Raw genomic sequence first — 26,982 nt, forward strand, 5'->3', positions numbered from 1 at the left:
GGCGGCCGGCGGATTCCGAAATTGCGCTGGCACAGCTCGGCGGATTCCAACCTTTCGCCAAGCCCCGCAAAATGGGCCACATGCGATAGCCCTGCCCGTTAGGGGGAGAGGAACATGAGAGGGGAGGAAGATCATTTCTTGGGCCGACGGACAGCCCTCACCTTGCCGCTGGTGCCGCCGCCGCAGAAGAACCGATCGCCGCCGTCGGATTCGAGGCCCGACACGCCGGTGCCGGCCGGCATCTCCAGACTTTCCAGGACCTCGCCCGTCCGCGGATCGATCCGCCGCACGTCGCTCTCCTCGCCCTCCCAGGTGCCGTGCCAGAGCTCGCCGTCGACCCAGGTGACGCCGGTGACGACGCGATTGGATTCGATGGTGCGTAGGATGGCGCCGGTCTCGGGATCGATTTGGTGGATCTTGCGGCCGCGATGCTGGCCCACCCACAACGTGCCTTCGGCCCAGGCGAGGCCCGAATCGCCGCCGTTGCCGGGAGCCGGGATCGTCGCCAGCACTTGGCCGGTCTTGGGGTCGATCTTGTGGATGCGATCCTCGGCGATCTGGAACAGGTGCCGGCCGTCGAAAGCCGTTCCCGCATGCGAGGCGACGTCGATCGAGCGCTCGACGTTGCCGTTCGCCGGATCGAAGGCCTTCAACGCATCTCCGGTGGCAAACCAGACGTGCCGGCCATCGAAGGTGACGCCGTTCACGCGGTCGGCACCGGGGAACGGTCCGTATTCACGGAGGATTTCAGCGGGGGATCGTTTCATGTCGTTTCTCCTCGACCAAGGCCCCTCGCTGCGCTCGGGGTGACAGCCACGTCTGATCTAGTCGCTCGGCAGTGGACCGGGGAGTAACAAGGTTGTCGTGAAACCCGGCACCGGCTGGCTGAGCCAGCGACGCGCCCGCCCGAGGCCGAACGATTGAACCTTCCCTGCCGCCGCCAGCGCATCGAGGGCGCGCTGCACGGTCCGCTGGCTGGCCCCCAGGGCCAACGCTAGGGCCGAGCTCGACCACGATTCGCCATCGGCCAGGAAGGCAAGAACTTCCGCATGCTCCTCCTCGACGGGCCGCGCCAGGACGACGATCTCGCGATTGCGCCGCGGCGCCAGCGCAAACCCCTGGCTGGTCGCGCTCACGTCGGCCAGCTTGCGAAGCGCCGAGCGCAGCCGGCCGATCTCCACCCGCAACCGCGCGCGATGCGATTCGTCGGCATGCCGGCCGCGGAATGCCCGCGCAATGAGCGTGGCCCTCGGCACGTCGGCCGGCCACGCCTCGCCCAACGCCCGGGCGAGCGCGAACAGGACCGGACGCCGTGCGAGTGAGACCACCGTGCCGGCATCACGCACGGCATGTCGGCACGCATCGACGACGAGCGCCTTCGATTCCAGCAGCGCCTCGACGTCCTCGAGCCTGAGGAGCCGTTGGTCGCCCTGCGTCACCAGCCGCGCCGCTGGCGCGTCCAGCACCTGCGATGCGCTGTCGACCTCGGCGATCAGCGCCGGAATGCCGGCGTCGTGCGCCGCACGCGTCGCCCGGGCGAGAGCCGCCCGCGCGGTCTTCGTGCTCAGGCGCCGCAGCGCGATCCCGGCCACGACCAGCTCGTGGTTGGCTTTCAACGCCGCCGGCAAGGGCGCGGGATCGACGCCGGCAAGCACCCGCTCGGCCTCGTCGAGATGGCCAATGAGGAGCAGGCGCCGGAGCTCGAGGATACGGGCATGGGCGGCATTGATGGGATCGCCATGCGCCTCGAGGGTCGCCCGCGCCGCATCGAGCGTCTTCGCCGGCCAGCCCAGGTCGCGCGAGACCAGGGCGATCTCGGCCTCGGCGACGACGCAGCGCGCCCGGGCCACGGCTTCCCTCGGGCCGAAGGCGCGGGCGGCACGGCGCAAGAGAACCTTGGCCCGGTCGAAATCGCCAAGCTGCGCCATTGCGATGCCGCGAAGGGCAAGGGCCGGCGGATCGTCGCGCAGGGCGACCCGCTTCAGGGCGCCCAAAAGATCGCCCGTTGCCAGGGCGCGCGCGGCGGCCGTGATCAGGGAGTCCATTGGACTCCAAGTCTATCACGCAGAGCCGGGCGACAACCTTACCGTCGGAACTGCGCGTATTGGGCGTAGCCGCCGTAGGGGCGTTCGAAGCGCACGACCTTGCCGCATTGGCGGGCGAGCGACGACAGCTCGGCCTGCAGCGCATCGCGCGGGCTGACATGAAAATGGCGCAGCCAGCGCCGCAGGCCGGCGCGGAACAGCACCGGCAACCGCTCCTGGCCGCCGAAGTCGACGATATGCAGCTCGCCATCCGGCGCCAGCCAGGTCGTCGCCTGCGCCAGCGCCGAGGTCCAGCCGGGGATCATCGACAGGCTGTAGGAGAAGAAAACGCGCGAGAAGCAGGGGACGCCGAACAGCCAGGCGGGATCGAAGGCGGTGGCGTCGGCGCGCGCCAGCACGATGCGGTCGCCAACCTCGGTGCGTGCCACGACCTGGCGCGCGGTGCTGAGCATCTCGCCCGAGATGTCGATGCCGTAAAACCGCGCCTGCGGCCATCGGCGCGCGGCGGCGATCAGGTTGCGCGCGGTGCCGCAGCCGATCTCGAGCACGCGGCCGTCGGCCGGCGGCGCCAGCCGGTCGATCAGCTCGTCGCGGCCCAGCAGGTAGTACTTGCGCGTAAGATCATAGACGTGACGCTGTCGCCGATAGATGCGGTCCATCAAAGCCGCCTCGCCCGCCACGTCAGCCCTCGAGGACATAGAGATGGAAGCCGCCATAGATCGCCGAACGGTCGCGGTCGGTGAGCTCGCGCGACAGCGTCTCCTCGTAGTGCCAGCGGCCCAGCAGGTCGGGATCGAGCCGTCCCGTCAGCAACGACGGTTCGGCCGCCGTCCGGAAGATGACGCGCGCGCCAGGCTTGGCGGTGCGCGTGATCTGGCGCCACAGCGCGTCAAGTTGGTCGTCGGTCATCCAGTCCTGGGCGTCGAGCAGGATGTAGCGGTCGCGCGACGCATCGGGGCAGCTCGCGAGGTACTCCGTGATCGACCGGTTCATCACCTCGACGCGATTGGCGCGGCTGCGCACGGCATGGAAATGTTCGCGCCGGAGATAGGGCGGCAGCGGGCCATTCGCCTCACCGGCGTAGGAGCGGCCGAAGGCCTGCCAGGCGAAGTAGTTGTCGTCGAGGCTGAAGCCGCAGGCCAACCGCTCGACGCGCGAGCGCAGCACGGTGCGCATGTCGCTGCCGCCGGCCAGCGCCTCGTACTGGGCCGGCGGGATGCCGAGACCGTAGAGGGACAGGCGATTGGCCGTCGCCCAGCGCACCGCGGGCTTGTCGAACAACGGCGCCAGCATGGTCTCGAAGAAGCGCCGCTGCTCCTCGATCGACCGGGCGGTCAGAAGCTGGCGCAGGTCGACGCCGTAGAGACGCGCCGCCACGTGGCTGACGCCGATGAAGCGGCCGAGCACGCCGTGCCGGTAGGCATTGCGCGCGAAGATCGAGATCCGACGCCGGCCACCCTGATGCAGGCTGCGGCCCTGCCAGTAAAGACGGCTCTCGACGTCGAGATAGGGCGCGATCAACCGATCGTAGGCGTCGATGTTGGCCGGATCGTCGGCCGCGCCGAAGAAGCGGTAGAACGCCTGCCACGTCGGCAGACGGCGGGCGGCCGTGAGCTTCAGCCGGTTCAGCGCGACATGCGCCAGGCTGAGATCGACGGCGGTGATCTTGGCCGGATCGGCCGTCAGGTAGGAGAGCACATTGCAGCCGCCCGAGGCGATGGCGACGACATGGCAGTCGGGGCCGAGCGCCAGCGCCTCGAGGTCGATCTCCGGGTCTTCCCAGATCTGCGTGTAGACCAGGCCGCGGAACAGCCGCTCGAACAGGCGTTCGAGAAGACCTTCCCGGGACAATGCTCGATGGCGGCGTACCGCATGCTTCAGGCGGACTCGGCTCTCGCCTCGCGGATCAGCCACTCAAGCACTCCGAAAACAGCTCAATCCGCTACATATAGCCCACGATCCATTCCAGTTTGATGACGGTCATCGATATGTTGATCGGCGGGCTTGGCGCCGTTGATCGTCCTCGGACGCCGGCGCCGGTTGCCGGCGATCAGGTCGCGATAGATTTCCAGATATTCCTCGGCCATGCGACGCGCGGTGAAACGCTCCTCGAAGCGGGCGCGGATGCGCGGGCGCGACAGGTGTGCGAGCTGATTGCGGATGGCGTCGACGGCAGCGGCCTCGCTATCGACGATCAATCCGGTCACGCCATGCTCGATGACCTCGGGCACCGAGCCGCTGGGGAAGGCGATGACGGGCGTGCCGCAGGCCATCGCTTCGATCATCACCAGGCCGAACGGCTCGGGCCAGTCGATAGGCATGAGCAGCGCCAGCGCGTTACCCAGGAATGCCGACTTCTGCGAATCGTCGATCTCACCGATGTACTCGACGCCCGGCAGGTCGAGCATCGGCCGGATGTCGCGCTCGAAGTAATCGCGATCGACGCGATCGACCTTGGCAGCAATCTTGAGCGGCAGCCCCGCCTCCACCGCGATTCGAATCGCGCGATCGACCGACTTCTCCGGCGCGATGCGTCCGAGGAAAGCGAGGTATGCAGGTTCTACCTTGCCTGGAGTCAGCAGGTCTCCAGGCAGGCCGTGATAGATCGTCTTCATCCAACGTGCCTGCGGCACCGGCTTGCGCTGCATGTCGGAGATCGAGATGACCGGCACGGAGCCAAACGCGTTGAACACCGTTTGATGTTCGGGCAGGTCGAGGCGGCCATGCATGGTGGTGATGAACGGCGTGGCCTGCCGCGAGAACACCGAGAAGGGCAGATAATCGAGATGGAAATGCAGGACGTCGAAGCGGCTGGAGAGCCGGCGCACGCGCTCCAGCATGGCGATGTGCAGCGCCATCGGGTCGCGCACCGTGTCGTCGAGACGCAGGGCGCGCGGCCACATCGCTTCGAGCTTGGCCGCGGTGCGCGAGTTACCGCTGGCGAACAACGTGACGTCGTGACCAAGCGCCACGAGCTCTTCGGTGAGCCAGGACACGACGCGCTCGGTGCCTCCGTACAGTTCCGGTGGGATCGCCTCGGTCAACGGTGCAATTTGCGCAATTCGCATGAAACCCGCCTCCTTGTTGAACGCTGTGGCCGGACACGACAAACCCCGGCTTGGACCGGGGTTCGACGAATGAGCGTAGCCGGTGTTGACCGCGAAATGTGGTCCGCGGGCGGCAGCCCTTTTTTTGTCACAGCGCGTCTCGCGAATCTTCGGTAACGACAGAGGACCCCAAAATCGTGACGAACGGAATGGATCGCCTCAGCGCCTACGCCAAACGACCCGTTGCTTTCCTGCTGCGCTACGTGCGCCGGCGGCCGCTGTCGCATGCCGCGATCCTCGCGGCGGTGATCGGCGCCGTCGCCTGCTCGGTGAGCTCGCAGTATGGCGTGAAATTCCTGGTCGACGTCCTGTCGGGCAACGCGGCCGACGGCGCGATCTGGCTTGCCTTCGCGCTGCTGGTGTCATTGATCGCCGCCGACAATCTGTTGTGGCGTCTGGCCGGCTGGATCACCAGCCATGCCTTCGTCGGCGTCACCGGCGATCTGCGCAGCGAGCTCTTTCGCCATCTCACGGGACATGCGCCGAACTATTTCTCGCAGCGACTGGCCGGCACGCTGACGGGCCGCATCACCGCGACGTCAAATGCCGCATTCGCAGTGGAGAATCTTTTCATCTGGAACGTCCTGCCGCCCTGCCTGGCGACGCTGTGCGCCATCGGCTTCCTCGCCGTCGTCAGCGTGCCGATGGCGGCGGCCCTCACCGCCATCGCGGCCCTGGTCATGCTGCTGCTGTTCAAGCTGGCGGCCCGCGGCACGCCCCTGCATCACGGCTTCGCCAATCGTGCGGCCAAGGTCGAGGGCGAGCTGGCCGACGTCATCGGCAACATGCCGCTGGTCCGCACCTTCGGCGCCATCCATCGCGAGCACAGCCGGTTCGACCGCACGGTCGGCCGCGAGCTGACCGCGCGCCGCCGCAGCCTGCAGTACCTGGAGCGGGTGCGCCTGCTGCATGCCGTTCTGACCATCGTGCTGACCGTGGCGGTGCTCGCCTGGGCGATCGTGCTGTGGCAGCGCGGTCAGGCGAGTGCCGGCGACGTCGTGCTGGTGTGCACGCTGGGCTTCACGGTGCTGCATGCCACGCGCGACCTCGCCGTGGCGCTGGTCGACGTCACGCAGCACATGGCGCGTCTGGCCGAGGCCATCGGCACGCTGCTGCAGGAGCACGAACTGCGCGAGCATCCCGCGGCAGTGCCGCTGGCGTGGCGGAGCGAGCGCATGCCGCACGCGGCCTTCGACAACGTCGCCTTCAGCTATCCCGGCGGCCGTCGGGTATTCGAGAACTTCACGCTCGACATCACCGCGGGTCGTCGCACCGGCTTGGTCGGACCTTCGGGCAGCGGCAAGTCGACGGCGCTCGCCCTGCTGCAGCGCTTCCACGACCTCGAGCGCGGCCGCATCCTGATCGATGGCCAGGACATCGCCCACATCACGCAGGAGAGCCTGCGCCGCGCCATCTCCTTCGTGCCGCAGGACATCTCGCTGTTGCACCGCTCGATCCTGGAGAACATCCGCTATGGGCGGCCCGAGGCCTCCGACGTCGAGGTCAGGGCGGCGGCCGAAGCGGCGCGCTGCGACTTCATCGAGGCGCTGCCCAGCGGCTACTCGACCATCGTCGGCGACCGCGGCACGCGCCTGTCGGGCGGCCAGCGCCAGCGCATCGCCATCGCCCGCGCGCTCTTGAAGGACTCGCCGATCGTGCTGCTCGACGAGGCGACGTCGTCGCTCGACACCGAGGCCGAGGAGATGATCCGCCAGGCGCTGGACCGGCTGATGCAGGGCCGCACCGTGATCGCCATCGCCCACCGCCTGTCGACCTTGCGCGGCTTCGACCGCATCGTCTTCCTCGAGCACGGGCGCGTGCTGCAGGACGGCCCGCCCGACGATCTGATGCGCCGCCGCGGGCCCTATCGCGCCATGGTCGAGAGCGAGGTCGCGCGCCTGCGCCAAGCGGCCTGAATCGCCGGCCTGAAAGCCTACTTGACGGGATGACTGGTTAGGTGGACCGTGCGGCCATGGCCGCCCAAGCCTTTGCCCTTTTTGACACGCCGATCGGCAGCTGCGGCATCGCCTGGAATGCCAAGGGCATTGCCGGCTTCCATCTGCCGTTGGCGACCGTCCAAGCCACGCGCGCGCGCCTGCAGCAGCGCTGGTCGGGCGCGGTCGAGAGCACGCCGCCACCCGGCGTGCAGCGTATCATCGAGCGCATCCTGGCGCTCCTGAACGGCGAGGCGATGGATCTCAGCGACATCCCGATCGATCTCGCCGATGCGCCCGAGTTCCATCGCAAGGTCTACGAGGTCGCGCGCACCATTCCGCCCGGCCGGACCATGACCTACGGCGAGATCGCCAAGCGCTTGGGCGTGCCGCACGAGTCGCGCGAGGTCGGTCAGGCATTGGGGCGCAATCCCATCGCCATCATCGTGCCCTGCCACCGCGTGCTGGGCGCCGACGGCAAGATGGGCGGCTTCTCAGCCTCGGGCGGCGTCGCCACCAAGCGGCGCATCCTGGAGATCGAGGGTGCCGCGGCGCTTTCGGCCGGCCCGTTGTTCGACCGGCGATGACGGGCTTCGGCTTCGATCCCAAGCGTGCCGTCGCTCACCTGCGCAAGGCCGACCCGGGGCTGGCCGAGGTGATCGGCGTGGTCGGCCCGTTCGGCATGCAGCTGAAAGTCTCGCGCAGCCTGTTCGGCGCACTGGCCGAGGCGATCGTCTATCAGCAGCTGTCCAACAAGGCCGCGGCCACCATCTACGGCCGTATCGAAGCGCTCTATCCGCGTGCCAAGGATGGCTTCACGCCGGCGCACATCCAGCGCACGGCCGACGACAGGCTGCGCGGCGTCGGCCTGTCGCGCGCCAAGGTGCTGGCTTTGCGCGACCTTGCGGAGAAGGTCGCGCAACGTCGGTTGCCGACGCTCGATGAGGCGCATCTACTCGACGACGGCACGCTGATCGAGCGGCTGATCGAGGTGCGCGGCATCGGCCGTTGGAGCGCCGAGATGTTCCTGATGTTCCGGCTCGGCCGGCCCGACGTGTTGCCAGTCGACGACTACAGCCTGCGCAAGGCCTATGCGACAGCGTTTCGCAAGCGCACGCTGCCCACGCCTGAGGCGCTGGCCAAGGCCGGCGAGAAATGGCGGCCCTTCCGTACGGTGGCGAGCTGGTATCTTTGGCAGACCCTTAACAAGTGAAGCTTCGTTCACGCGTGCCACTGGAGTGACACGTTCGCCGTGACATAATCGGGTCATGGCACTTCCCTTCTCGAACACTGTCCCCCGTACGATCGAACGCCTGCGCAATGCCTTCGTCGAAACCGCCCGTGGCGCCCGCGAAGTCGCAGGCCTGCCGCTCAGACCCGACCTGCCGGACGACGACATCCCGCGCCTGAAGGGCCGCATCGACGCCTGCCTCGAGGGCAAGGGCGGCGAGACGGCGCGGCGCGGGCGCGCGGCGGAGCTGGGACAGGCCTACCTCTCGCTGTCGCCCGCAGGCCGCAAGAAGTTCCTGCTGACGCTTGCCCACGGCTACGGCCTGCCGCGCGAGGCGGCGGCGGCCGCCGTCGAGCGCTGGCGCGCCGGCAAGGAGCCGCCGCGCGCCCTGGTCCGCGCGCTCGAGCCGCCGGCGGTGCGCCTGCTGCGCGAGTTCGTCGGCGTGCCGCAGGGCGTGAAGTTCGTGGTCGACTTGCGCGCCGAGCTGTTGACCCTGGGCAAGAGCGATGCCGCCGCGCGGGCGCTGAGCGAGGATCTGCGTCCGTTGCTCAGTGCCTGGTTCGACGTCGGCTTCCTCGACCTGGTGCGCATCGATTGGAAAGCTTCCGCGGCGCTGCTCGAGAAGCTGGTCGACTACGAGGCCGTGCATGCCATCCGCTCGTGGCGCGATCTCAAGAACCGGCTGGATTCGGACCGCCGCTGCTTTGCCTTCTTCCATCCGCGCATGCCGGACGAGCCGCTGATCTTCGTCGAGGTGGCGCTGGTCGACGGCATGGCGGGCAACGTGCAGCGCCTGCTCGATGCGCGCGCCGAGACGCACGATCCCAAGGACGCCAACACGGCGATCTTCTATTCGATCTCCAACTGCCAGCAGGGCCTGGCCGGCATCAGCTTCGGCAACTTCCTGATCAAGCGCGTGGCCGAGCAGCTCGCCCGCGACCTGCCCAACATCAAGGACTTCGCCACCCTCTCGCCGATCCCCGGCCTGCGCCAGCACGTCGACGGCCGCCTGAAGAACGAAGGCGACGATGCGCTGACGCAGGGCGAGATCGCCTCGCTGGTGCCGGTGACCAACCAGGCCGCCGGCGCCGCCGCCGTGCGCCAACTGCTCGACCGGCCGACCTGGTGGGAGGTGCCGGCGATCAACAAGGCGCTGCGCCCCATCCTGTCGAGGCTGGCGGCGCGCTACCTCACGACGACCGACGAGAAAGGCCGCGCGCTCGATCGCGTGGCGCATTTCCATCTCGGCAACGGCGCGGTGGTCGAACGGCTGAACTGGCTCGCCGACACCAGCGCCAACGGGCTGAAGCAGTCCTACGCCATGATGGTGAACTACCGCTACAAGCTGGGCGACGTCGACGCCAACCACGAGGCCTACGCCACCGGCAAGATCGTCGCCAGCCGCGAGGTGCGGGCGCTGGCCAAGGGATAGGCGCTGTTCGGCAGTGAGATGAGTTTCCGGCATTATCGGCATTTCCGACGTAGGTCGTAGTGCTGCGTCGGACGTCGACCCACTATTTGTGGGGGCTTGCCGGCGAATTCGGACATTTCCGCAAATATCGCAACGGGATTTCGCTCGGCCAGATGAACCGGCCCGACGGCAGCCGCGCGCGGTGGTGTCGGATGAACGATGCATAGAGCGGAGCCGCCGTATGGCGACACACGGCAAATATAACTAAAGTGCTCACATAGATCAACTATAGTTTTGGCGACCATGGACCGCCAAAAACCGAGGCGAGCATCGGCACCAGCAGAGGGCTAGGGCAGCGGATCGCCGTCTCGTCGTGCCTTCGCGATGCGCTCGGTGGCGCCCTCCTCATTGATGGTGCCGATGCCTTGCGCGGCCTTGGCTCGAACCCACCAGCCGACCAGCAGCATGAACGCGCCGATGCCCGACAGCGTGAGCGCGAACGAGCTCGGTCCCGGCTCGAGAAAGGCCACAGCGGGATTGCCGGGATCGTAGGCGACCTTGGCCTGCGAGCCGATGGGATGGCGCTCCCTCATCTTCGCGGCACCGGCGGAGTTCTGCATTCCGAAGTCGTAAGGCTCGACGCCGCCCGCCACGTAGTCGCGATCGCCGACACGATACTGATAGAGCACATGGAAGCTGTTCCAACCGTCCTCGATCGAGCGGCCGTCGGGGCCGCGGCTGGTGCTGGTCTGGCGCAGCAGCTCGGCGCTGGTGATGGTGGCATCGGCGCGCGGCCACTTCAGCGTCAGCGCGCCCCGCGCGACGCCGTAGATGCCGATGGCCAAGATCACCGCGGCCAGCACCATGAGGTTGCGGCCGAACGCCATGCCGCCGCGATTGGGCGGGGCGTTCTGCTTTCGCCCGCGCGCCACAAGCGGCCTACTTGTTGAGATACTCGAGCTTGAGCCCCGGCCGCGGCCATTCGAAGCTCACCAGCTTGCCGGTGAGCGAGAGCGTGGCGAAGGCCGTACGCAGATCCTTGCCGCCGAAGCAGACGTTGGTGACCATCGGGTCGGGCAACTTGTACTGCGTCACCGACTTGCCGTCGGGCGAGATGTCGGAGACCGCGCCGGTGATCAGGGTGGCGACGCAGATATGGCCCGCCGAATCGACGGCGAGCGAATCGAACATCTGATAGCCGCCCAGCCCCGTGACCACGCGACCCTTCTCGCCGCGGAACGGCCCGTTGGCCGACTTGATCTCGCCCGGCGAAGAGAGCTCGAACGACCAGCAGCGCGCGGTCGGCGTCTCCACGACATAGAGCGTCTTGCCGTCCGGCGAGAGGCCGCAGCCGTTGGGCCGCTCCAGCGGGAAGATCTTCTCCTCGATCTTCGAGCCATCGGCCTTGGCGTAGTAGACCGCGCCGCGGTCGGTGTGGCGCTCGTGCGTCTTGCCGAGGTCGGTGAACCAGAAGCCGCCGGCATCGTCGAACACCAGGTCGTTGGGTCCGTTCAGCTTGCGGCCGTCGCACGAATCGTAAAGCGTCTCGAACTTGCCGGTCTCGGGATCGACCACCTGAATCGAGCCGCCTTTGTAGTCGGCCGGCGCCGTGCCCGGGAACGTGCGGCCGTCCGGCAGCGTGATCCAGTTGAAGCCACCGTTGTTGGTCACGTAGATCTTACCCTTGGGGCCCATGGCCGCGCCGTTTGGACCGCCGCCCAGGTTTGCGATCACGTGCTGCTTGCCGTCGGGCGTGACGCGGGTCAGCGTCTGGCGCCCGATCTCGACCAGGATCACCGAGCCGTCGGGCATGGCGACGGGCCCTTCCGGAAATTTCAGGCCCGAGGTGATCTCCTTGTGCGGCGTCGTCATGCTTGCTTTCCCCCTACTTGCCCTTGAAGGCGGGCTTGCGCTTGGCGAGGAAGGCCAAAACGCCTTCCTTGAAATCCTCGCTGCGGCCGAGCTCGCGCTGGAAGTCGCGCTCGAGATCGAGCTGCTGGCTGAGCGGATTGCCCGAGGCGCGGTTCATCGCCTCCTTGATGCGCGCCAGCGACAGGGTCGGCCCGTCGGCCAGGCCGCGCGCCACCTCGGTCGCCGTCTTCATCAGCTCGCCGTCCTCGACGACATCCCAGATCAGGCCCCACTCCTTGGCCTGCTCGGCGCTGATCTTGGGCGCCAGCATGGCGAGCGCGCGCGCCCGCTGCTCACCGACCAGGCGCGGCAGGAACCAGGTGCTGCCGCCATCGGGCAGCAGGCCGATACGGGCGAAGGCCTGCAGGAAGCTCGCCGATTTCGCAGCGATCGCGATGTCGGCGGCGAGCGCGAAGCTCATGCCGACGCCGGCCGCCGGTCCGTTCACCGCGGCCACGATCGGCTTGGGCATCGAGCGCATCAGGCGGATCACCGGATTGAAAAACGTCTCGAGCGCCGAGCCCGAATCGCCGCCCTCCTTGCCTCGGTCGGGATCGCTGAGGTCGGCGCCGGCGCAGAAGCCGCGGCCTGCGCCGGTCAGCAGCACGGCACGCACCGAGCCATCGGCGGCCAGCGCCTCCCAGCACTCCTTCAGCTCGGCGATCATCTTGCGCGAGACGGCATTGAGCTTGTCCGGCGCGTTCAGCGTCAGCGTGGCGAGGCCCTGGTCGTGGGCGACGGTGATGGCGGTGTAGCTCATGGTCTTCAGCGTCCTGCGAACTCGGCCGGCCGTTTGGCGAGGAAGGCCGTCACGCCCTCGCGGAAATCGGCGCTACGGCCGAGCTCGCGCTGGCTGTCGCGCTCGAGGTCGAGCTGCTGGTCGAGCGTGTTGGTGGCGGCGGCGTTGATCGCCTTCTTGATCGCGGCATAGGACAGCGTCGGCCCGCTGGCGAGCTGGCGCGCGAGCTTGGTCGCTTCGGCCATCAGCGCCGCGTCATCGACGGTCTGCCAGATCATGCCCATGCGCTCGGCCTCCTCGGCCGGCACCGACTTGCCCAGCATGGCAAGCCCGCGCGCCCGCGCGTCGCCCACGGTGCGCGGCAGGAAATACGTGCCGCCGAGGTCGGGCAGCAGCGAGATGCGCACGAAGGCCTGGTCGAAGCGCGCCGACCGCGCCGCCAGGACGATGTCGCAGGCCAGCGCCAAGTTGGCGCCGCCGCCCGCCGCTACGCCGTTGATGGCGCCGACGATCGGCTTGGGCAGCTCGCGCATGGCGCGGATCATGGGATTGAAGATGCGATCCATGTTGGCGCCGAGATCGGGCGGCACGTTGGCCGTCGAATCGACCGTGCCGCCACCCGACAGATCGGCGCCGGCGCAGAAGCCGCGGCCGAGCCCGGTCAGCAACACGCAGCGGATATCGGCATCGTCGCGGGCGCGCGCCAGCTCGTGGTTCATCGCTTCGATCAACGCGTTGTTCATGGCGTTGAGCCGCTGCGGGCGGTTGAGCATCAGGGTTAAAACGCCGCCTTCGAGAGCGGCGATGACGGGGGTTCGTTCCATGGTTCGGCAGCCTTACACGCCGGCCCCCCTCGTCGCCAGCCGCGCCATCCGGTCGCGTCGCATCGCGGCACGTGCTGGCCTATCCCCTCGGCGATGACCACGATCCTGATCCTGGTCGGCACCGAATCGGGCAATGCCCAGATGGTGGCCGATGCGCTGAAGCCGGTGCTCGATGCGGCGGGTCATGCCGTCGACGTCACCGACAAGGCGGCGACGACCGCCGATCTCATGGCGCACGATGTCCTGCTGGTGATCTGCGCGACCCACGGCTCGGGCGACATCCCGACCAACATCCTGCCGCTCGCCGAGACGCTGGGGCGCGAGCGGCCCGACCTGTCGGGCCATCGCTACGGCGTCATCGCGCTCGGCGACATGACCTACCAGGACACGTTCTGCGGCGGCGGCAAGAAGGTCGACAGGGTGCTCGAGCTCTGCGGCGCGCGCAGGCTCGGCGACCGCCTGGAGGTCGATGCCTCGAGCCAGCCCCTGCCCGACGAGGAAGCGCTGGGCTGGGTCGAAGGCTGGAAGGTCCTGGTCTAGCAAGCGCGTCAATCCGGCAGGGTGAAGATCTCGACCGGCGCAGGCACGCCGCGCAACCGGTGCTTGCCGAGCGACTTCATCGGCACCTGGCAGGCTTCGTTGAATTCGGCCGAGGCGCAGACCTTCACGCCCAGTGCCTTGGTCATGCCTTCCAATCGCGAGGCGCGATTGACGGCGGGGCCAATGACGGTGAAGTCGAGCCGGTCCTCGGTGCCGACATTGCCGAAGGTCACGTCGCCGACATGCAGCCCGACGCCGAATCGCACCGGCTCGTGGCCAACCGTGGCACGCGCCTCGTTGGCCGCCTCGATATCGGCGATCAGCTGCCGCGCGGCGCCCACCGCCTGGCCCGTCACCATGGGCAGGAACAGCGCATCCTCGGCCGGGAAGTAGGCCATCACGCCGTCGCCGATGAACTTCAGGATCTCCCCACCATGGGTCTTGAGCGCATCGCCGACGAGCTGCAGGTAGTTGTTCAGGAGATCCAGCACTTCGGCTGCCGGCAACCGCTCGTTCATGCCGGTGAAGTCACGCAGGTCGGAGAACCACAGCACGGCGCGGATCTCCTCGCCCTCGCCGCGGCGGATGGCGCCGTTCAGCACGCGCTGGCCGACCTCGGGTCCGAGATAGGTGTTGGCCACGGTCTCGGCGACGGAGTGCTCGATGTGCATCTCGGTCACCGCGCCCATCAGGTCGACCAGCCGCGTTAGGTCGGCGACGTCCTCGTCGGAGAAGCCCAGGCGATTGTCGGTGGCGAAGGTGACCACGGGCAGCGCGCCCTCGCGGCGGATGTGCATGGGCAGCGCCATGTAGTCGACGCCGCCGTCAGCCCTGAGCTCGTGCAGCAGGACGTGGTCCTGCTCCGTGAGGTTGGCCAGCCGATGGCGTACCAGCCGGCCCTGCTCGCGCGCCGCCTGCAGGGGGCTGCCGATATAGGCCGGCGTGAACTGGATTCCCCAGGCGCGGGCGATCTCCTGCACCCTCTCGCCACGCCGCCACATGTAGCCCATGGCCTGGAGCTGGGGATGGACGAGCTGCAGGCCGATATAGGCGCGCCATACCGGGATGCCGGTCTGCAGCACGCGGTTCATCAGTTGCTCGATGAAGGCGGCCGGCCGCAGCACGAGGCGGCCCTCGTGCGCCAGCCACTCGCCGATCGGCGCCAGGCGGTCGCCCGTGGAGACGCCGGCGTTCAGGAGCCCACCACCGCCGCCACCTCCTCCGTCGAGGTCCGATAGACCTTGTTGGTCGTGAGGTCGGCGATCTTCTCGATGTTGTCGGCCACGTCCTCCAGGGTAGGCGCGCGGCCGGTGATGCGTACGCCCGGCGCCTCGCGGTACTCGATGCGCGCGAAGTTGCCGGCGCCGGCGCTCCAGATCTCGCCGGTGCGCTGGCACTGCTCGCTGCAGAGGTAGGCGACCATGGGCGAGACGAAGGACGGGTCGAGCTTGGCCAGCATTTCCGGCGTCATCAGGCTCTCGGTCATGCGCGTGCCGGCGACCGGCGCGAGCGCATTGACGAAGATGTTGTACTTCTGACCTTCAAGCCGGAGCGCATTCATGAAGCCCACGACAGCGAGCTTGGCGCCGCCATAGTTGGCTTGGCCGAAATTGCCGTAGATGCCGGAGTTCGACGAGGTGACGACGACGCGGCCATAGGCCTTGGCGCGCATAATCGGCCACGCCGCATGGGTTACGTAGGCGGTACCGAGGAAGTGGACCTTCACCACGAAGTCGAAATCCTCGACCGTCATGTTGTGGAAGGTCTTGTCGCGCAGCACGCCCGCATTGTTGACCACGATGTCGACCGTGCCGAAGGAATCGACCGCGGTCTTGACGATGTTGGCGGCACTCTTGGGATCGGCGACCGAATCGTAGTTCGGCACCGCCTGGCCACCCGCCGCCTTGATCTCCGCCACGACCTTGTCGGCAGCGGCGTGATTACCACCCTTGCCGTCGACCGCACCGCCCGGATCGTTCACCACCACCTTGGCGCCACGGCTGGCCAGCAGCAGCGCATGCGCGCGGCCGAGCCCATTGCCGGCACCGGTGACGATGGCGACGCGATTGTCGAAGCGGATTGTCATTCCTTGATCTCCCCAATGTCCTTGTTCATGAAGCTACCGATGTTTGTTCGCGGAGCGCTGGTTTCAACCCTCTTAGGCCGCTCGAGCCGCGATGATCTTGCGACGCTGTGCAGGCGACAGTTCCTTGGTAGCCATCTTGAGGTCGTACCAACTCTGCAGGTTCATCCAGAATTCCGCACTATTGCCGAAGAACAGGGCCAACCGCACCGCAGTATCGGCCGTGATCCGCCGCCGATTATTGACGATCTCCGCAATGCGATTGGGGGAAACACCGATGGCCTGAGCCAGCTCGTTTTGCGACAGGCCGTACGCGGCGAGAAATTCATGCTTCAGCATATCGCCCGGCGTTACGGGTGCGTACTCGGACTTCGCCATCTCAAACCTCAGTGATAGTCGATGATCCGCACGTCGTGTGCATCACCATCGATCCATCGGAATATGACTCGCCATTGGTCGTTGATCCGAATGGAGTGAAAACCATCGAGATCGCCCCTCAGCTTCTCCAGTCGATTCGCTGGCGGCACGCGCAAGTCTTCAAGTCGTGACGCCGCGTGGATCGCTACCAGCTTCCGTTTTGCCCTGTCGGCGAATCCGTGAAACGCCCGAACCAGTTCATCGTCAAACAAGGCCCGGGTTCTGCGGTCGCCAAACGACCTGACCATGTCTTCGACTATACCGCATCCCGGTATACCATCAAGATTCGACTCCTCAGCCTCGCTGTAGAATCACCACCGATGCGACGGCTTCTTCCATGCCGATGACGCCGCCGCCGTTCTCGGCCAGCGCAATCTCCGCGCCCTTCACCTGCCGCGCGCCGGCCTCGCCGCGCAACTGCGTGGTGAGCTCGGCCAGCATCGACAGGCCCGTGGCACCGACCGGATGGCCTTTCGAGACGAGGCCACCCGAGGTGTTGACCGGCAGCTTGCCGTCCGGCCCGGTCGCGCCGGAGTCGATGAACTTGCCGCCCTCGCCCTCAGGGCAGAAGCGCAGCATCTCGCACTGGTAGATTTCGCAGAAGCTGGTGGCGTCGTGCACCTCGGCGACGTCGATATCGTCGGGCCCCAGCCCCGCCATCTTGTAGGCCTTGTCGGCAGCAGCGCGCGTCAGGCCCGGCTCGTCGAGATTGCGGTACTTGCCGCCGGAGAAGCCCACGCCGGCGATGCGCACGGCGCGCTCCCTGACATTGGCCGGCAGCTTCTCGAGGTATTCCTTCGAGCACAGCAGCGCCGCCGCGGCGCCATCGCCAATCGGCGCGCACATGGCGCGGGTCAGCGGGTAGGACACCGGCTGGTCCTCGAGGACGGACTGCGTCGTCATCTGGAAGCGGTACTGCGCCTTGTCGTTCAGCGCGCCATAATTGTGGTTCTTGGCGGCGCCGGCGGCGATCTGCGCCTGCGTCGTGCCGTACTTCCACATGTGCCACTTGGCCTGCATGGCGTAGGTGTCCATGAAGATGGTGCGGTCGTCGCCCGGCGCGAACTTGGAGCCGACCATCTCGCCCACCCGGTTCATCTCCTCGACCAGCCGGTCGTGCTGACTGGTTATGTAGCCCTGGTTGAACAGGCCGGCGGTGCGCTCGGGCGCGTCGGGGCTGAAAAGCTTCTCGATGCCGATGCAGAAGGAGAGCTCATGCGTGCCGGCCAGAATGTCCTTCCAGGCGCCCATGAAGGCGGTCGAGGCCGTGGCGCAGGCATTCTCGACGTTGAACATCGGCACGCGCTCGGGGAACAGCCCCTCCTCGACCAGCGGCTGGAACAGCGCCTGGGCGCGGATCGAGTTCTGGCCCCAGAAGCCCATGCCGCAATTGCCCATCCAGCCCGTTTCGATGTCGGCACCATTCTTCATGCCGGCATCCGAAAGCGTGCCGAGATAGGCCTCGCGCGCCAAGTCGCCCCAGCTCATGCCCGGATGCTTCTTGAAGGCCGTGGTATAGGAGCCAATTACATATACATCGCGCACGGTCGTTCCCTCGGTTGGCTTTGGCCGCATTTGAGCGTATCCAAACGACCTACGCTAGGAGAAGCAGCATGGCCGCTACGGCCCAGGTCAAAGCCCCCAACGTCGACGTCACGATCGCCGAGCTGAAGAAGCTGTTCGGCGACCGGGTCAGCACCGCGCACGCCGTGCGCGAGCAGCATGGCAAGGACATCTCCTTCCACGAAGCCCACCTGCCCGACGCCGTGGTGTTCGTCGAATCGGCCGAGGAAGCTCAGCGGGTCGTGCAGATCTGCGCCCGGCACAAGACGCCGATCATCGCCTTCGGCACCGGCACCTCGCTGGAGGGCCATATCAGCGCGCCCAACGGCGGCATCTCGCTCGACCTCAGCCGCATGAACAAGGTGCTGCAGGTCAACGAGGCCGACCTCGACGTCGTGGTCCAGCCCGGCGTCACGCGCAAGCAGCTCAACGAGTACATCCGCGCCACCGGCCTGTTCTTCCCGATAGATCCCGGGGCAGACGCCTCGATCGGCGGCATGACCAGCACGCGCGCCTCGGGCACGAACGCGGTGCGCTACGGCACCATGCGCGAGAACGTGCTGGCGCTGCAGGTGATCACGCCGGACGGCCGCCTGATGCGGCTCGGCCGCCGCTCGCGCAAGTCCTCCGCGGGCTACGACCTGGTGAAGCTGTTCGTGGGCTCCGAGGGCACGCTCGGCATCATCACCGAGATCACGCTCCGCCTCTACGGCATCCCCGAATCCATGGTCTCGGCGACCTGCGCCTTCGATTCGCTGGAAGGCGCCGTCAACACCGTGATCCAGACCATCCAGTCGGGCATCCCGGTGGCGCGCATCGAGCTGATGGACACCGAGACGGTCGACACCGTGAACAAGTACTCCAAGCTCAGCTTGCCCTTGAAGAGCACCCTGATGCTGGAGTTCCACGGCACCGAGGCCAGCACCAAGGAGCAGGCCGAGATGGTGCAGGCGCTGGCCGAGGAGAACGGCGGCGGCCACTTCGCCTGGACCAGCCAGGCCGAGGAGCGCACCAAGATGTGGCAGGCGCGCCATGATGCCGCCTGGGCGGCCAAGGCCGCCAAGCCCGGCTGGGGCATGTGGGCGACCGACGTCTGCGTGCCGATCTCGCGGCTCGCCGAATGCATCCTCGAGACCCAGAAGGACATCGTGGCGAGCGGCCTCTATGCGCCGATCGTGGGCCATGTCGGCGACGGCAACTTCCATCTCACCATGATGGTGAACCCCGACGATCCGACGTACCTGAAGCGCGCCGAAGGGTTGAACGACCGCATGATCGCCCGCGCGCTCAGCCTCGGCGGCACCTGCACCGGCGAGCACGGCGTGGGGCTGGGCAAGATCAAGTTCCTCTACGACGAGCATGGCGAGGCCATGTCGCTGATGCGCTCGATCAAGAAGGCGCTCGATCCCGACAACATCATGAACCCCGGCAAGATCATGGGTCCGATCAACTGACGGTCGGCCGGGCATTTCCGCATTTCGCGCATTTTGCGCTACCCCTCCGAGCTGAGCGCCATGCTCTTCCGGACCGCGAGCTTCCAGCTCGCTCATGATCATGAGCGCGCAAGATGCGCGCGGTCCGGAAGAGCATGAGCAACATAACACTGGTATATTAAAAGCACTACGGTTATTTTCTTACATTTTTGCGTGCCATGCTGGCGCACAATCAGGTGCTAGCAGTGCTGTCGCCCGCCACATTTCCTGCGCGGTGAAATGGCACATGTCGCGAGAGTGGCCGACCACCCACGTTTCCGGCACTGCTCGGAGTATTCGTCGCATGCTTGGCAAGGCTTGGGGTTGGCTGACGGCGCGCCTAGGTGGCCAACCGCAAGGGCGCTTGCGCTTCTCGGTGCATCGCCATCCGGCGTACGAATCGTTCTGGCGTCCGAGCGATCAGTCCCAGCGAACGCCGCGGATGGAAGTCCAGATCTACCTCGAGGCGAGCAACATGATCAACGAGCCGCGTTGGATCACCAACGCCGAGATCGAGGGCATGCCAGCCCACGCGACTGTTGTTATCGGCGTGCGAGACGCCGGCACCGGCAAGTTCGCCGCGGAGAACCCGCTGCCGCCGCAGCGCATCGCCGTCGTATCGCTGCTCTTCCTGATCGACGGACAATCCCGATCGGTCGATGAGCCGTTCCACGCCACCCTGTTCCTGACCGACAACCTCGGCGAACGGCACTCAACGAAAGTGATCATGAACTAGCGCAGCCCGGCGCGGCGCAGGCCCTCGACGAACTGGTCCATCAGCTCGCGTGTCTGATAGGGAACGTTGCCGCGCACCCAGTCGAGCGACAGCAGCGGCTGCTCGCGGCGCACGTCGGCCAGGAAGGCGCGCGCTTCGCCCACGCGTCCCGACCGGGCAAGGCTCGCACACCGCAGGCGCTGGGCACCCTGGAAGCCCGGACGCAGGCGCAGCGCCTCGGTCGTAAAGTGAGCCGCCTGCTCGTAGCGGCCGGCCGTGTAGTGGGCGACGGCAATGGCTCCCAGGAACAGCGCCATCTCCGGATCGAGCGGGCTCAGCCGGATCGCCTCGTTGCCGTGCTCGATCGCCTCGCGATCGCGGCCGGCGAAGGCGTACCCGCGGCTGAGGTGCGAGTGGGCCACGGCGGAATTGGGATTAAGGGTCACAGCCTGCCTGAATGCCGCGATCGATTCCTCGGTGCGCCGTTCCATCATCGCCCAGTAGCCGAGCGCGATGTGTCCCCAGGGATCGCAGTCGTCGAGCGCAATGGCGCGTATCGCATGGTCGCGGCCGGCCAATAGGCCTTGATCGGCGCCGATCCATCCCATGTGGGCCGCGAACACCAGGCAGAAGCCCAGCCGGCCGTGCGCCGGCGCGTAGTCGGGATGGGAAGCGATCGCCTGGCGCAGCGGCTCGATCGCCGCCTGGTGATCGGCACGCGACATCCGCCAGAAGTGCGTCTGCGCCTGGGCCACCAGTTCCCAGGCGCCAAGGTGCTGCGGCGAGCGGGCCAGCGCGCGAATGCCCTCGGCCGCCAGCAGGCGCGGTTCAATGGCGGCGGCGACGCTGCGCGTGATGTCGTCCTGCACGGCGAAGACGTCACCCACCTGTCGCTCGTAGCGGTCTGCCCAGAGATGGCGGCCGGTCGTGGCATCGGCCAGCTGGGCGGTGATGCGCAGCCGATTGCCGGCGCGGCGCACGCTGCCTTCCAGGATGTAGCGCACGCCGAGCTCGCGGGAGACCTGCTTGGCGTCGACCGCACGGCGCTTGTAGGCAAAGGTCGAGTTGCGGGCGATGACGAACAGCCAGCGGATACGCGCCAGACCGGTGATCAGGTCCTCGGAGATGCCGTCGGCGAAATGCTCCTGACCGGCATCGCCGCTCATGTCGGCGAAGGGCAGGACGGCGATCGACGGGCGATCCGGCAGCGACAGCTCGGACGGCGGCGGAGACGGGGCTCCCTCCTCGCGCACCTCGCCGACGAAGCGCAGGCCCTTGCGCGGCAGCGTCCTGATCAGGCGCTGACGGTCGCCGGCATCGCCGATGGCCTTGCGGGCGGCATTGATGCGGTTGAACAGCGCCGATTCGGAGACGGCACGCCCCTTCCAGATCGTCGCCAGAAGATCGTCCTTGCTGACGACGCGGTCGCGATGACGAATGAGGTGAGCGAGCAGGTCGAAGACCTGCGGCTCGATCGCAACTTGTTCCTCGCCGCGATGCAGCTCGCGGCGATCCATGTCGAGCGCACAGTCGTCGAAAAGGTAACGCAAAGCCGTTCCGCCCGCGGCAACGAGACCGAAGCCACACTAACACGGCGCTTCTTGAGGAAAAATGGAGGGAAGCTTGAGATGCCGCGTGAGGCCCGAAGAGCCATCCTGTACCAGCCTGCCGGCTGATCCGGCACGAAGGAGGCGAAGACGATGAAGGCTGCGCTGGCACTCTTCCTTCGGGCGATGGCCGCCTGTTCGATGGCTGCGCTGAGCTCGGCGTCATCCATGGCCCAGCAATCGCCGGTGCTCAGCGTCAAGCCGGTGGTCGAGAAGAAGCTCAAGGAGCTGCCGGCCGGACCGCTGTTCTGGCGGGTTGAAACATTCCCGACCTTGAAGGATGCCGAGGCCGCTACGGGACCGACGGCGCTTGCTGCCGAGATATCCGGCAAGGCCTGGCTGTTCACCCTCGGCGGCCAGGGCGGCGCGACGGCAGGCGGAAGCAAGGTAGCCGAGATCGGTCCGGTGCCGCTCATGCAGGCGCCGGAGTATCTGCTGCGCATCAATCATGCGAGCGGGCCGCCGGGCGCGCGAACGCCGCCGCATTCCCATCCCGGCTCGGAAGCCTTCTATGTGCTGAAGGGACGGCTGGGACAGCGCACGCCGCACGGTGTCGTCCATGCCGACGCCGGCGCCGCGATGAACGGCCACGGCGCCGACATGCCGATGGAAGTGTTCAGCGCCGGCACGGTAGATCTCGACCAGCTCGTGATGTTCGTCGTCGACGCCACGCGGCCGTTCTCTTCGCCGGCGCGCTTCGAGTGACGAAAGGCACGGTGCCGGGTGCAAGCGCCCCGATGTCATCCCGAGCGCAGCGAGGGACCTTTACTGTGGCCTTAAAGGTCCCTCGCTGCGCTCGGGATGACAGCCCCTATTTCTCCGGAACGTTCAGCCCCAGCTCAGCCCGCAGATCGTGGACCAGGCGGCGCTCGTGGAAGCGCCAGCCGTCAGACGTTCTCACCAGCCTGTCCTCGTAGGTGCCGGCGACCGACGGCACCAGACCGGCGCCCGCCGCCTGGAGGACGACCAGGTAGCTGGTGCGGGCCGTGGCGCGATCGCCGTCGAGCCGGATAAGGCTGTTCATGATGAAGTGCTTGCGCCTGGGCTCAGTCGGAATGTTGCGCGCCATCAGTGCCGCGATCTCGGCCGGTCCGCGCGCCCGCGAATAGGGCGCGATCCATTCGCCGTCGGCGGTGAACAGCGCGCCGAGCTCGGCGAACCGGAACTCGTCCATGCGGAAGCAGTACTCGCTGAAGAGCTCGCGGATGGCTTCCTTGTCCTCAAGTGGCGTCGGCATGGGCGGGTACCGGGAGACGGTAGAATGCTGCAGCATTCTGCCAGAAGAAGCGGTCGCGATCGGCCTGCGAACGATCGCCAAGCATTTTATCAAGGGAACGGACGAGCGTGTCATAGTCGATCCGGAGGCCGGCAACGGGAAAGTTGCTCGCGAAGATGCATCGCTCGATGCCGAAGATCGCGATCGCCTCCATGACGACACGTCGATTCGATTCGTAGTCCCAGGCGGCGTCTTTCAGGCCGAATTCGGAAACCTTGACGTGAACGTTCGGCTGGCGCGCCACCGCTTCCATGCCGCGGCGCCAGGCGGCGAGACCCTCTTCGCTGCGATCCCAGGGAAAGCCGGTATGGTTGAGCACGATCGGCACACGCGGGAACTGTCGCGCCACATCGGCCGCCTCGACGAGGTGCCAGTAGGGCACGCGAAGATCCCAGGACAGTCCGTACTTCTGCAACAGCGCGAAGCCGCGCAGCCATCTGTCGTCCTGCATGGTGCCGGGCGCACCGGGCGTCATGGCGTCAGGGCGAAGCGACGTCACCGGCTTCGACCGGATTCCCCGCACGAGCGGAAACCGCGACTGGGCCGCCAGGATTTCCTCGGCATTGTCCGTGTGGAACCAGGCGTGGGCGACGATGGCGCCGGGAAAGCCGTAGCGGGCATTCACGTCGGTCAGCCATTGCGTTTCAACGACCTGCCTGGTGCGATCCATCTCGGCTTCGCAATGCACCGTCGTCAGCACGTTGTGGGCCTTGGAGTCCCGCAGATAGTCTTCCGGCAAGTAGTCACGCCTGATCGCGTCGTACGATCCCAGGAAGAAGTGAGGTTCCGGCTGGTCGCTCAGGAAGGGGTAACGGTTTGCCTTCAGGTCCCAGAGGTGATGATGGGCGTCGATGAGCGTGACGGCTCCCGGCGCCTCATTCCACTGGCCGCTGATCGTCTTCATTCGACCGCCATGCCTTTTTCGGCCAGCTCCTTGCGCGCATTCTCATTCTTGGTCAGCCGCTCGAGCCGCATGCCGCGCAGCACGTTGGGCGCCTTGGTGAACTGGATGTTGTCGTAGCCCACGATCTCGACGCGGTTGCCCCAGGGATCGCGGAAGTCGAGGAACGGCCCGGGCAGCATTTCCACGCCGGCGGCCTTCAATGCCTGGCGCGCCGCCTCCTTGTCGTCGACCACCAGGCCGAAATGGCGACCGTCGTCGGGCGCCTGTTTGCGGCCCTTCTGCAGGGCGATGAACTGATCGCCGAGATCGATGAAGGCCATGTTGGCGCTCTTGCCGCGCAGTTCGAACTCGAACAGCTGACCATAGAAGACCAGCGCCTCCTCGATGTCGCCGACCTCCAGCGCCACATGGTTGAAGCCCACGACTCGCGGTCTCTTGGAATCTGCCATCGTCCGCTCCTCTAATGGTGCGCTGAAGAGGTGGGATCATCCGAAGGCCCGCGCAAGCAAAAAGGGCCGGCAATCGCCGGCCCTTTCCCATGCAGCGGATACGGCTTATTTGGCCGCCTGCACCATGATCTCGACCTTGAGCGCCGGGTTGGCGAGCTTGGCCTCGACGGTGGCGCGCGCCGGCGTGCTGCCGGGGGCGACCCAGGCATCCCACACCTCGTTCATCTGGCTCCAGGTGCCGATGTCGGTCAGCCAGATGTTGGCCGACAGGATCTTCGACTTGTCGCTGCCGGCGTCCTTCAGGAACTTGTCGATCTTGTCGAGTATCTGCTTGGTCTGGCCCTTGACGTCGGCCTTGGTGTCGTCGGCGGTCAGGCCGGCGAGATAGACCGTATTGCCATGGACGACCGCGCTCGACATGCGGGGGCCGGCGTTGATGCGCTGGATGCTCATTGTTCTCTCCTCTCAAAAAAGCGGCCGGACCTTAGCACGTCATGTGAAGGCTGCGACGATTTCATTTGTGCCGGCGACATCCTATTCTGCGGAGATGATGGACCGTAGAGCGGTTCTGACGGCATTGGCAGGGATGTCGACGCTGCATCCCGTGCTCGCCCAGACCAGGGAAGAGCTGAACATCGCGACCGTCGAGGGCGACATGGTCGTGACGCGTTGCGCCGCCGATTGTTCGGGCAAGCGTCCCTGCGTGCTCGTCCTGCACGGCAATCGCGGGCCGGAACTGAACCCCCGCGCCTACGCGCGCTATGCCGACGCCCTGACAGCGGTGGGTATCGACACCTATCTTCTTCGCTATTTCACGCCGGCCGACAGCCAGACTTTGGACCCCAAGACGAGCACGAAGGAAGAGCGCTGCGCATACACCTCACGGCGATTCGGCGGCTGGGCCAGGCGCGTTTCCTCGGTGGCAACGGCCATTCTCGCGCGCTCCGACGCTTCGGATCGCATAGGATTGCTCGGCTTCTCGTTGGGCGGCTACGTGGCGGCCGCGACGGCCGCCGAGGACAATCGCATTGCTGCGCTGGCCGTCTTGTACGGCGGCATGCCGGACGACCTCGGCTCATACGTGAAGCAGTTGCCGCCCATCATCGAGCTGCATGGCGAGGCCGACAGAGTCGTTCCCGTGGCAAAAGGCGAGGCGCTCGTGAAGCTCGCTCAATCGGTCGGCGCAAATGCCGAGCTCGTCACCTATGCGGCCAGGGACCACGGATTCGACTTCTCCGACACCGACCCCATGACCGCCGACGCCGTCCGGCGCGTTACCCAATTCTTCCAAGGTCGTCTGGAGGGGCAATGAGCCGAGAAGTCCGCGGAATGCTCCTTGGCGTCTGCATCGTGATCCTGGCGGTGGCCGCGTATGTCCTGAAGGAAAGGCCCGAGAACACGCCGGTGACAATCACGACGCCGAAGGAACGCTCATAGCCGTTCTGGCTCAGGCGATTTGGTCGATTTCGACCAGCGCTCCCTGCTCGCGCAGGATGCGCCGCACGCGTTCACCGTCCGCCCTGCCCTGATCGGCAAACAGTGCCGCGGCAACGCCCGCCGCCTGGCCCGTGGCGAAGGCCGTGCCCATGACGCGCAGGCTGGCGCCGGCCTGGCGATCGGCGTCGACGACGCGGCCGGCGGCGAAGAGGTTTTCGGTGTCACGGCTCCTGAGGCAGCGCAGCGGAATTTCGTAAGCCGTCTTGCCGGGCGGATAGATGAAGCTCGACTGCAGCGTGGCGCGATCGTGCCATTCGACGCCCCAGGCGCCGAGCGCGATGCTGTCGGGCTGCGGCCGGCCCTCGACCACGTCCTGCCAGGCCAGCCGATGCGCCGCCTCGATGTGGCGCGTCTCGCGGGTGCCGAACTCGGGCCCGGTCGAGGCGAGGTAGGCGTTGGCGCAGCCCGGCAAGCTGCGCAGGACGTCGAGATAGGCCCAGGCCTGCCGGCGGCCGCGACGTTCGGCGGCGCTCTGGCTCCGCGCGTCGCGCGGGTCGTAATCCTCGGAGGCGAGATAGCAGACGACGTCGCCCGAGATCGGCAGGCGCGTCAGCACGCTGCGGTCCTTGCTGAAGGGGCCGCGTCCCGCGGCCTTCGCGGCCTGAATGGCGGCGGTGAGCTGGTCGGCGGTCACGGTGACGTCGCGCGGGATGCCGCCGAAGCGCGTGGCGAGCGTGCCGAGGTTCACCGCGCCGTCGTTGCCGTAGCGCGTCGCCGCGCCGGCGAACTGGGCGAGATCGCCCTCGCCGCTCGCATCGACGAAGGCGCGGGACGCGATGGTGTGCTCTCCGCCATGGTCCTGCCAGCTGAGGTCGATGATGCGGCCGTCGGTGCGCGTGGCGCCGCAGACGAAGGCATTGAACATGACCTGCACGCCAGCCTCGGCGCAGAGCGAATCGAGCACCAGCTTGACCGCCTCGGGATCGAACACCACGAACACGCCGCGATGGCGCTGCGGGCCGGTGACGGCGCCGAGGCGACGCAAGCCGGCCATCACCTCTTCGGCGACGCCCATCACGGCCTGTCGCGGCTCGTCGCCCAGGGTGTAGAGCCCGCAATAGGTGAGCACATTGCGCAACGTCGCCGCGCCGCCGAGGCACGAACCCTTTTCGAGCAGGATTGTGCGCGCACCGCAGCGCGCCGCAGCGATGGCGGCGGCGGTACCGGCGCTGCCGCCGCCGACGACGGCGACGTCGTATTGCTCACCCGTCATGCTCTTCCTCTTCCGGACCGCGCGCGTCCCCGCGCGCTCATGAA

At 67.0% G+C, this 26,982-nt stretch carries 30 protein-coding genes; 10 read left to right on the forward strand and 20 right to left on the reverse strand.

Features of this window, described 5'->3' with window-relative positions; translation table 11 throughout:
- Positions 1-131: 131 nt before the first annotated feature.
- From RSO01_RS20030 to RSO01_RS20050, 5 genes are read right to left on the reverse strand one after another with little or no spacing between them, the layout of a single operon-like run.
- Complete coding sequence (locus tag RSO01_RS20030; protein WP_147151170.1) at positions 132-767, reverse strand: Vgb family protein; 636 nt, start codon at positions 765-767, stop codon at positions 132-134.
- Between the two features lie 57 nt (positions 768-824).
- Entirely contained in the window at positions 825-2,045 is a 1,221-nt protein-coding gene (locus tag RSO01_RS20035; RefSeq protein ID WP_147151172.1) for a helix-turn-helix domain-containing protein, read from the reverse strand.
- 38 nt (positions 2,046-2,083) lie between these two features.
- The gene (locus RSO01_RS20040) at positions 2,084-2,704 is read right to left on the reverse strand and encodes a class I SAM-dependent methyltransferase (RefSeq protein ID WP_246158605.1); all 621 of its coding nucleotides are present in this window, start codon (positions 2,702-2,704) and stop codon (positions 2,084-2,086) included.
- Positions 2,705-2,726: 22 nt separating this feature from the next.
- Complete coding sequence (locus RSO01_RS20045) at positions 2,727-3,959, reverse strand: BtaA family protein (protein WP_147151176.1); 1,233 nt, start codon at positions 3,957-3,959, stop codon at positions 2,727-2,729.
- Positions 3,960-3,979: 20 nt separating this feature from the next.
- A complete protein-coding gene (locus RSO01_RS20050; RefSeq protein WP_147151178.1) occupies positions 3,980-5,113 on the reverse strand; it encodes a glycosyltransferase family 4 protein in 1,134 nt (377 codons plus the stop codon).
- A gap of 188 nt (positions 5,114-5,301) precedes the next feature.
- Between RSO01_RS20050 and RSO01_RS20055 the strand changes: the two genes are divergently transcribed.
- Genes RSO01_RS20055 through RSO01_RS20065 form a run of 4 tightly spaced genes read left to right on the forward strand, consistent with a single transcriptional unit; the run spans position 5,302 to position 9,749 of the window.
- Positions 5,302-7,068 carry an ABC transporter ATP-binding protein gene (locus tag RSO01_RS20055; RefSeq protein WP_147151217.1) on the forward strand — a complete coding sequence of 589 codons (1,767 nt, stop codon included), beginning with the start codon at positions 5,302-5,304 and terminating at the stop codon, positions 7,066-7,068.
- Positions 7,069-7,124: 56 nt separating this feature from the next.
- Complete coding sequence (locus tag RSO01_RS47395) at positions 7,125-7,673, forward strand: methylated-DNA--[protein]-cysteine S-methyltransferase (protein ID WP_170303208.1); 549 nt, start codon at positions 7,125-7,127, stop codon at positions 7,671-7,673.
- Positions 7,670-8,299, forward strand: a complete 630-nt coding sequence (locus tag RSO01_RS47400) for a DNA-3-methyladenine glycosylase family protein (protein WP_170303209.1) — start codon at positions 7,670-7,672, stop codon at positions 8,297-8,299. The genes RSO01_RS47395 and RSO01_RS47400 overlap by 4 nt, the downstream gene beginning before the upstream one ends.
- Before the next feature lie 55 nt (positions 8,300-8,354).
- Complete coding sequence (locus RSO01_RS20065) at positions 8,355-9,749, forward strand: malonyl-CoA decarboxylase domain-containing protein (RefSeq protein ID WP_147151180.1); 1,395 nt, start codon at positions 8,355-8,357, stop codon at positions 9,747-9,749.
- 326 nt (positions 9,750-10,075) lie between these two features.
- Here RSO01_RS20065 and RSO01_RS20070 read toward each other — a convergent pair whose 3' ends face one another.
- Genes RSO01_RS20070 through paaG form a run of 4 tightly spaced genes read right to left on the reverse strand, consistent with a single transcriptional unit; the run spans position 10,076 to position 13,202 of the window.
- Positions 10,076-10,660, reverse strand: coding sequence for a DUF3592 domain-containing protein (locus RSO01_RS20070; RefSeq protein ID WP_147151181.1), 585 nt, complete (start codon positions 10,658-10,660; stop codon positions 10,076-10,078).
- A 7-nt stretch (positions 10,661-10,667) separates the two neighbouring features.
- Complete coding sequence (locus tag RSO01_RS20075; protein ID WP_147151183.1) at positions 10,668-11,600, reverse strand: SMP-30/gluconolactonase/LRE family protein; 933 nt, start codon at positions 11,598-11,600, stop codon at positions 10,668-10,670.
- A gap of 13 nt (positions 11,601-11,613) precedes the next feature.
- The gene (locus RSO01_RS20080) at positions 11,614-12,399 is read right to left on the reverse strand and encodes an enoyl-CoA hydratase-related protein (protein WP_147151185.1); all 786 of its coding nucleotides are present in this window, start codon (positions 12,397-12,399) and stop codon (positions 11,614-11,616) included.
- A 5-nt stretch (positions 12,400-12,404) separates the two neighbouring features.
- Positions 12,405-13,202 carry a 2-(1,2-epoxy-1,2-dihydrophenyl)acetyl-CoA isomerase PaaG gene (gene paaG, locus RSO01_RS20085; protein WP_147151187.1) on the reverse strand — a complete coding sequence of 266 codons (798 nt, stop codon included), beginning with the start codon at positions 13,200-13,202 and terminating at the stop codon, positions 12,405-12,407.
- 93 nt (positions 13,203-13,295) lie between these two features.
- Here paaG and RSO01_RS20090 point away from each other — a divergent pair, with 93 nt between their 5' ends.
- Positions 13,296-13,742 (forward strand): flavodoxin domain-containing protein, encoded by a 447-nt coding sequence (locus RSO01_RS20090; RefSeq protein WP_147151189.1) that lies wholly within the window; start codon positions 13,296-13,298, stop codon positions 13,740-13,742.
- 8 nt (positions 13,743-13,750) lie between these two features.
- On the opposite strand, the gene RSO01_RS20095 is transcribed toward RSO01_RS20090, so the two are convergent.
- From RSO01_RS20095 to RSO01_RS20115, 5 genes are all read right to left on the reverse strand, one after another.
- Entirely contained in the window at positions 13,751-14,866 is a 1,116-nt protein-coding gene (locus RSO01_RS20095; RefSeq protein ID WP_147151191.1) for an adenylate/guanylate cyclase domain-containing protein, read from the reverse strand.
- Positions 14,867-14,934: 68 nt separating this feature from the next.
- Positions 14,935-15,828 (reverse strand): SDR family oxidoreductase, encoded by an 894-nt coding sequence (locus RSO01_RS20100; RefSeq protein WP_147151193.1) that lies wholly within the window; start codon positions 15,826-15,828, stop codon positions 14,935-14,937.
- A 72-nt stretch (positions 15,829-15,900) separates the two neighbouring features.
- Positions 15,901-16,203 carry a HigA family addiction module antitoxin gene (locus RSO01_RS20105; RefSeq protein ID WP_147151195.1) on the reverse strand — a complete coding sequence of 101 codons (303 nt, stop codon included), beginning with the start codon at positions 16,201-16,203 and terminating at the stop codon, positions 15,901-15,903.
- 8 nt (positions 16,204-16,211) lie between these two features.
- Complete coding sequence (locus tag RSO01_RS20110) at positions 16,212-16,490, reverse strand: type II toxin-antitoxin system RelE/ParE family toxin (protein ID WP_147151197.1); 279 nt, start codon at positions 16,488-16,490, stop codon at positions 16,212-16,214.
- 46 nt (positions 16,491-16,536) lie between these two features.
- Positions 16,537-17,817 (reverse strand): thiolase family protein, encoded by a 1,281-nt coding sequence (locus tag RSO01_RS20115; RefSeq protein WP_147151199.1) that lies wholly within the window; start codon positions 17,815-17,817, stop codon positions 16,537-16,539.
- 38 nt (positions 17,818-17,855) lie between these two features.
- Here RSO01_RS20115 and RSO01_RS20120 point away from each other — a divergent pair, with 38 nt between their 5' ends.
- Together RSO01_RS20120 and RSO01_RS20125 are read left to right on the forward strand one after the other, a co-directional pair.
- A complete protein-coding gene (locus tag RSO01_RS20120; RefSeq protein WP_147151200.1) occupies positions 17,856-19,259 on the forward strand; it encodes an FAD-binding oxidoreductase in 1,404 nt (467 codons plus the stop codon).
- Between the two features lie 94 nt (positions 19,260-19,353).
- Positions 19,354-20,013 (forward strand): hypothetical protein, encoded by a 660-nt coding sequence (locus RSO01_RS20125; protein ID WP_147151202.1) that lies wholly within the window; start codon positions 19,354-19,356, stop codon positions 20,011-20,013.
- On the opposite strand, the gene RSO01_RS20130 is transcribed toward RSO01_RS20125, so the two are convergent.
- Entirely contained in the window at positions 20,010-21,542 is a 1,533-nt protein-coding gene (locus RSO01_RS20130) for a winged helix-turn-helix domain-containing protein (RefSeq protein ID WP_147151204.1), read from the reverse strand. The two genes, RSO01_RS20125 and RSO01_RS20130, sit on opposite strands and share 4 nt — an antisense overlap.
- Before the next feature lie 150 nt (positions 21,543-21,692).
- On the opposite strand from RSO01_RS20130, the gene RSO01_RS20135 reads away from it, so the two are divergent.
- Positions 21,693-22,304 carry a cupin domain-containing protein gene (locus RSO01_RS20135; protein WP_147151206.1) on the forward strand — a complete coding sequence of 204 codons (612 nt, stop codon included), beginning with the start codon at positions 21,693-21,695 and terminating at the stop codon, positions 22,302-22,304.
- Positions 22,305-22,410: 106 nt separating this feature from the next.
- Here RSO01_RS20135 and RSO01_RS20140 read toward each other — a convergent pair whose 3' ends face one another.
- The 4 genes from RSO01_RS20140 to RSO01_RS20155 all read right to left on the reverse strand — a co-directional run bounded on the left by RSO01_RS20140 (position 22,411) and on the right by RSO01_RS20155 (position 24,681).
- Positions 22,411-22,836 carry a nuclear transport factor 2 family protein gene (locus tag RSO01_RS20140; protein WP_170303210.1) on the reverse strand — a complete coding sequence of 142 codons (426 nt, stop codon included), beginning with the start codon at positions 22,834-22,836 and terminating at the stop codon, positions 22,411-22,413.
- A complete protein-coding gene (locus RSO01_RS20145) occupies positions 22,820-23,779 on the reverse strand; it encodes an amidohydrolase family protein (protein ID WP_147151210.1) in 960 nt (319 codons plus the stop codon). Before RSO01_RS20145 ends, RSO01_RS20140 begins: the two co-directional genes overlap by 17 nt.
- On the reverse strand, positions 23,776-24,228 hold the full coding sequence (locus RSO01_RS20150; RefSeq protein ID WP_147151211.1) for a VOC family protein: 453 nt from the start codon (positions 24,226-24,228) through the stop codon (positions 23,776-23,778). Before RSO01_RS20150 ends, RSO01_RS20145 begins: the two co-directional genes overlap by 4 nt.
- A gap of 105 nt (positions 24,229-24,333) precedes the next feature.
- Entirely contained in the window at positions 24,334-24,681 is a 348-nt protein-coding gene (locus RSO01_RS20155; RefSeq protein ID WP_147151213.1) for a RidA family protein, read from the reverse strand.
- Between RSO01_RS20155 and RSO01_RS20160 the strand changes: the two genes are divergently transcribed.
- The gene (locus RSO01_RS20160; protein WP_246158608.1) at positions 24,665-25,540 is read left to right on the forward strand and encodes a dienelactone hydrolase family protein; all 876 of its coding nucleotides are present in this window, start codon (positions 24,665-24,667) and stop codon (positions 25,538-25,540) included. The two genes, RSO01_RS20155 and RSO01_RS20160, sit on opposite strands and share 17 nt — an antisense overlap.
- Positions 25,537-25,665, forward strand: a complete 129-nt coding sequence (locus RSO01_RS49500; protein WP_281291477.1) for a hypothetical protein — start codon at positions 25,537-25,539, stop codon at positions 25,663-25,665. The genes RSO01_RS20160 and RSO01_RS49500 overlap by 4 nt, the downstream gene beginning before the upstream one ends.
- 10 nt (positions 25,666-25,675) lie before the next feature.
- Here the strand turns inward: RSO01_RS49500 and RSO01_RS20165 are convergent.
- Positions 25,676-26,982 (reverse strand): FAD-dependent oxidoreductase (locus RSO01_RS20165; RefSeq protein WP_218037403.1); only part of this gene is annotated, 1,307 nt, incomplete at its 5' end.

The sequence above is a fragment of the Reyranella soli genome (assembly GCF_007992495.1).
Classification (GTDB): domain Bacteria; phylum Pseudomonadota; class Alphaproteobacteria; order Reyranellales; family Reyranellaceae; genus Reyranella; species Reyranella soli.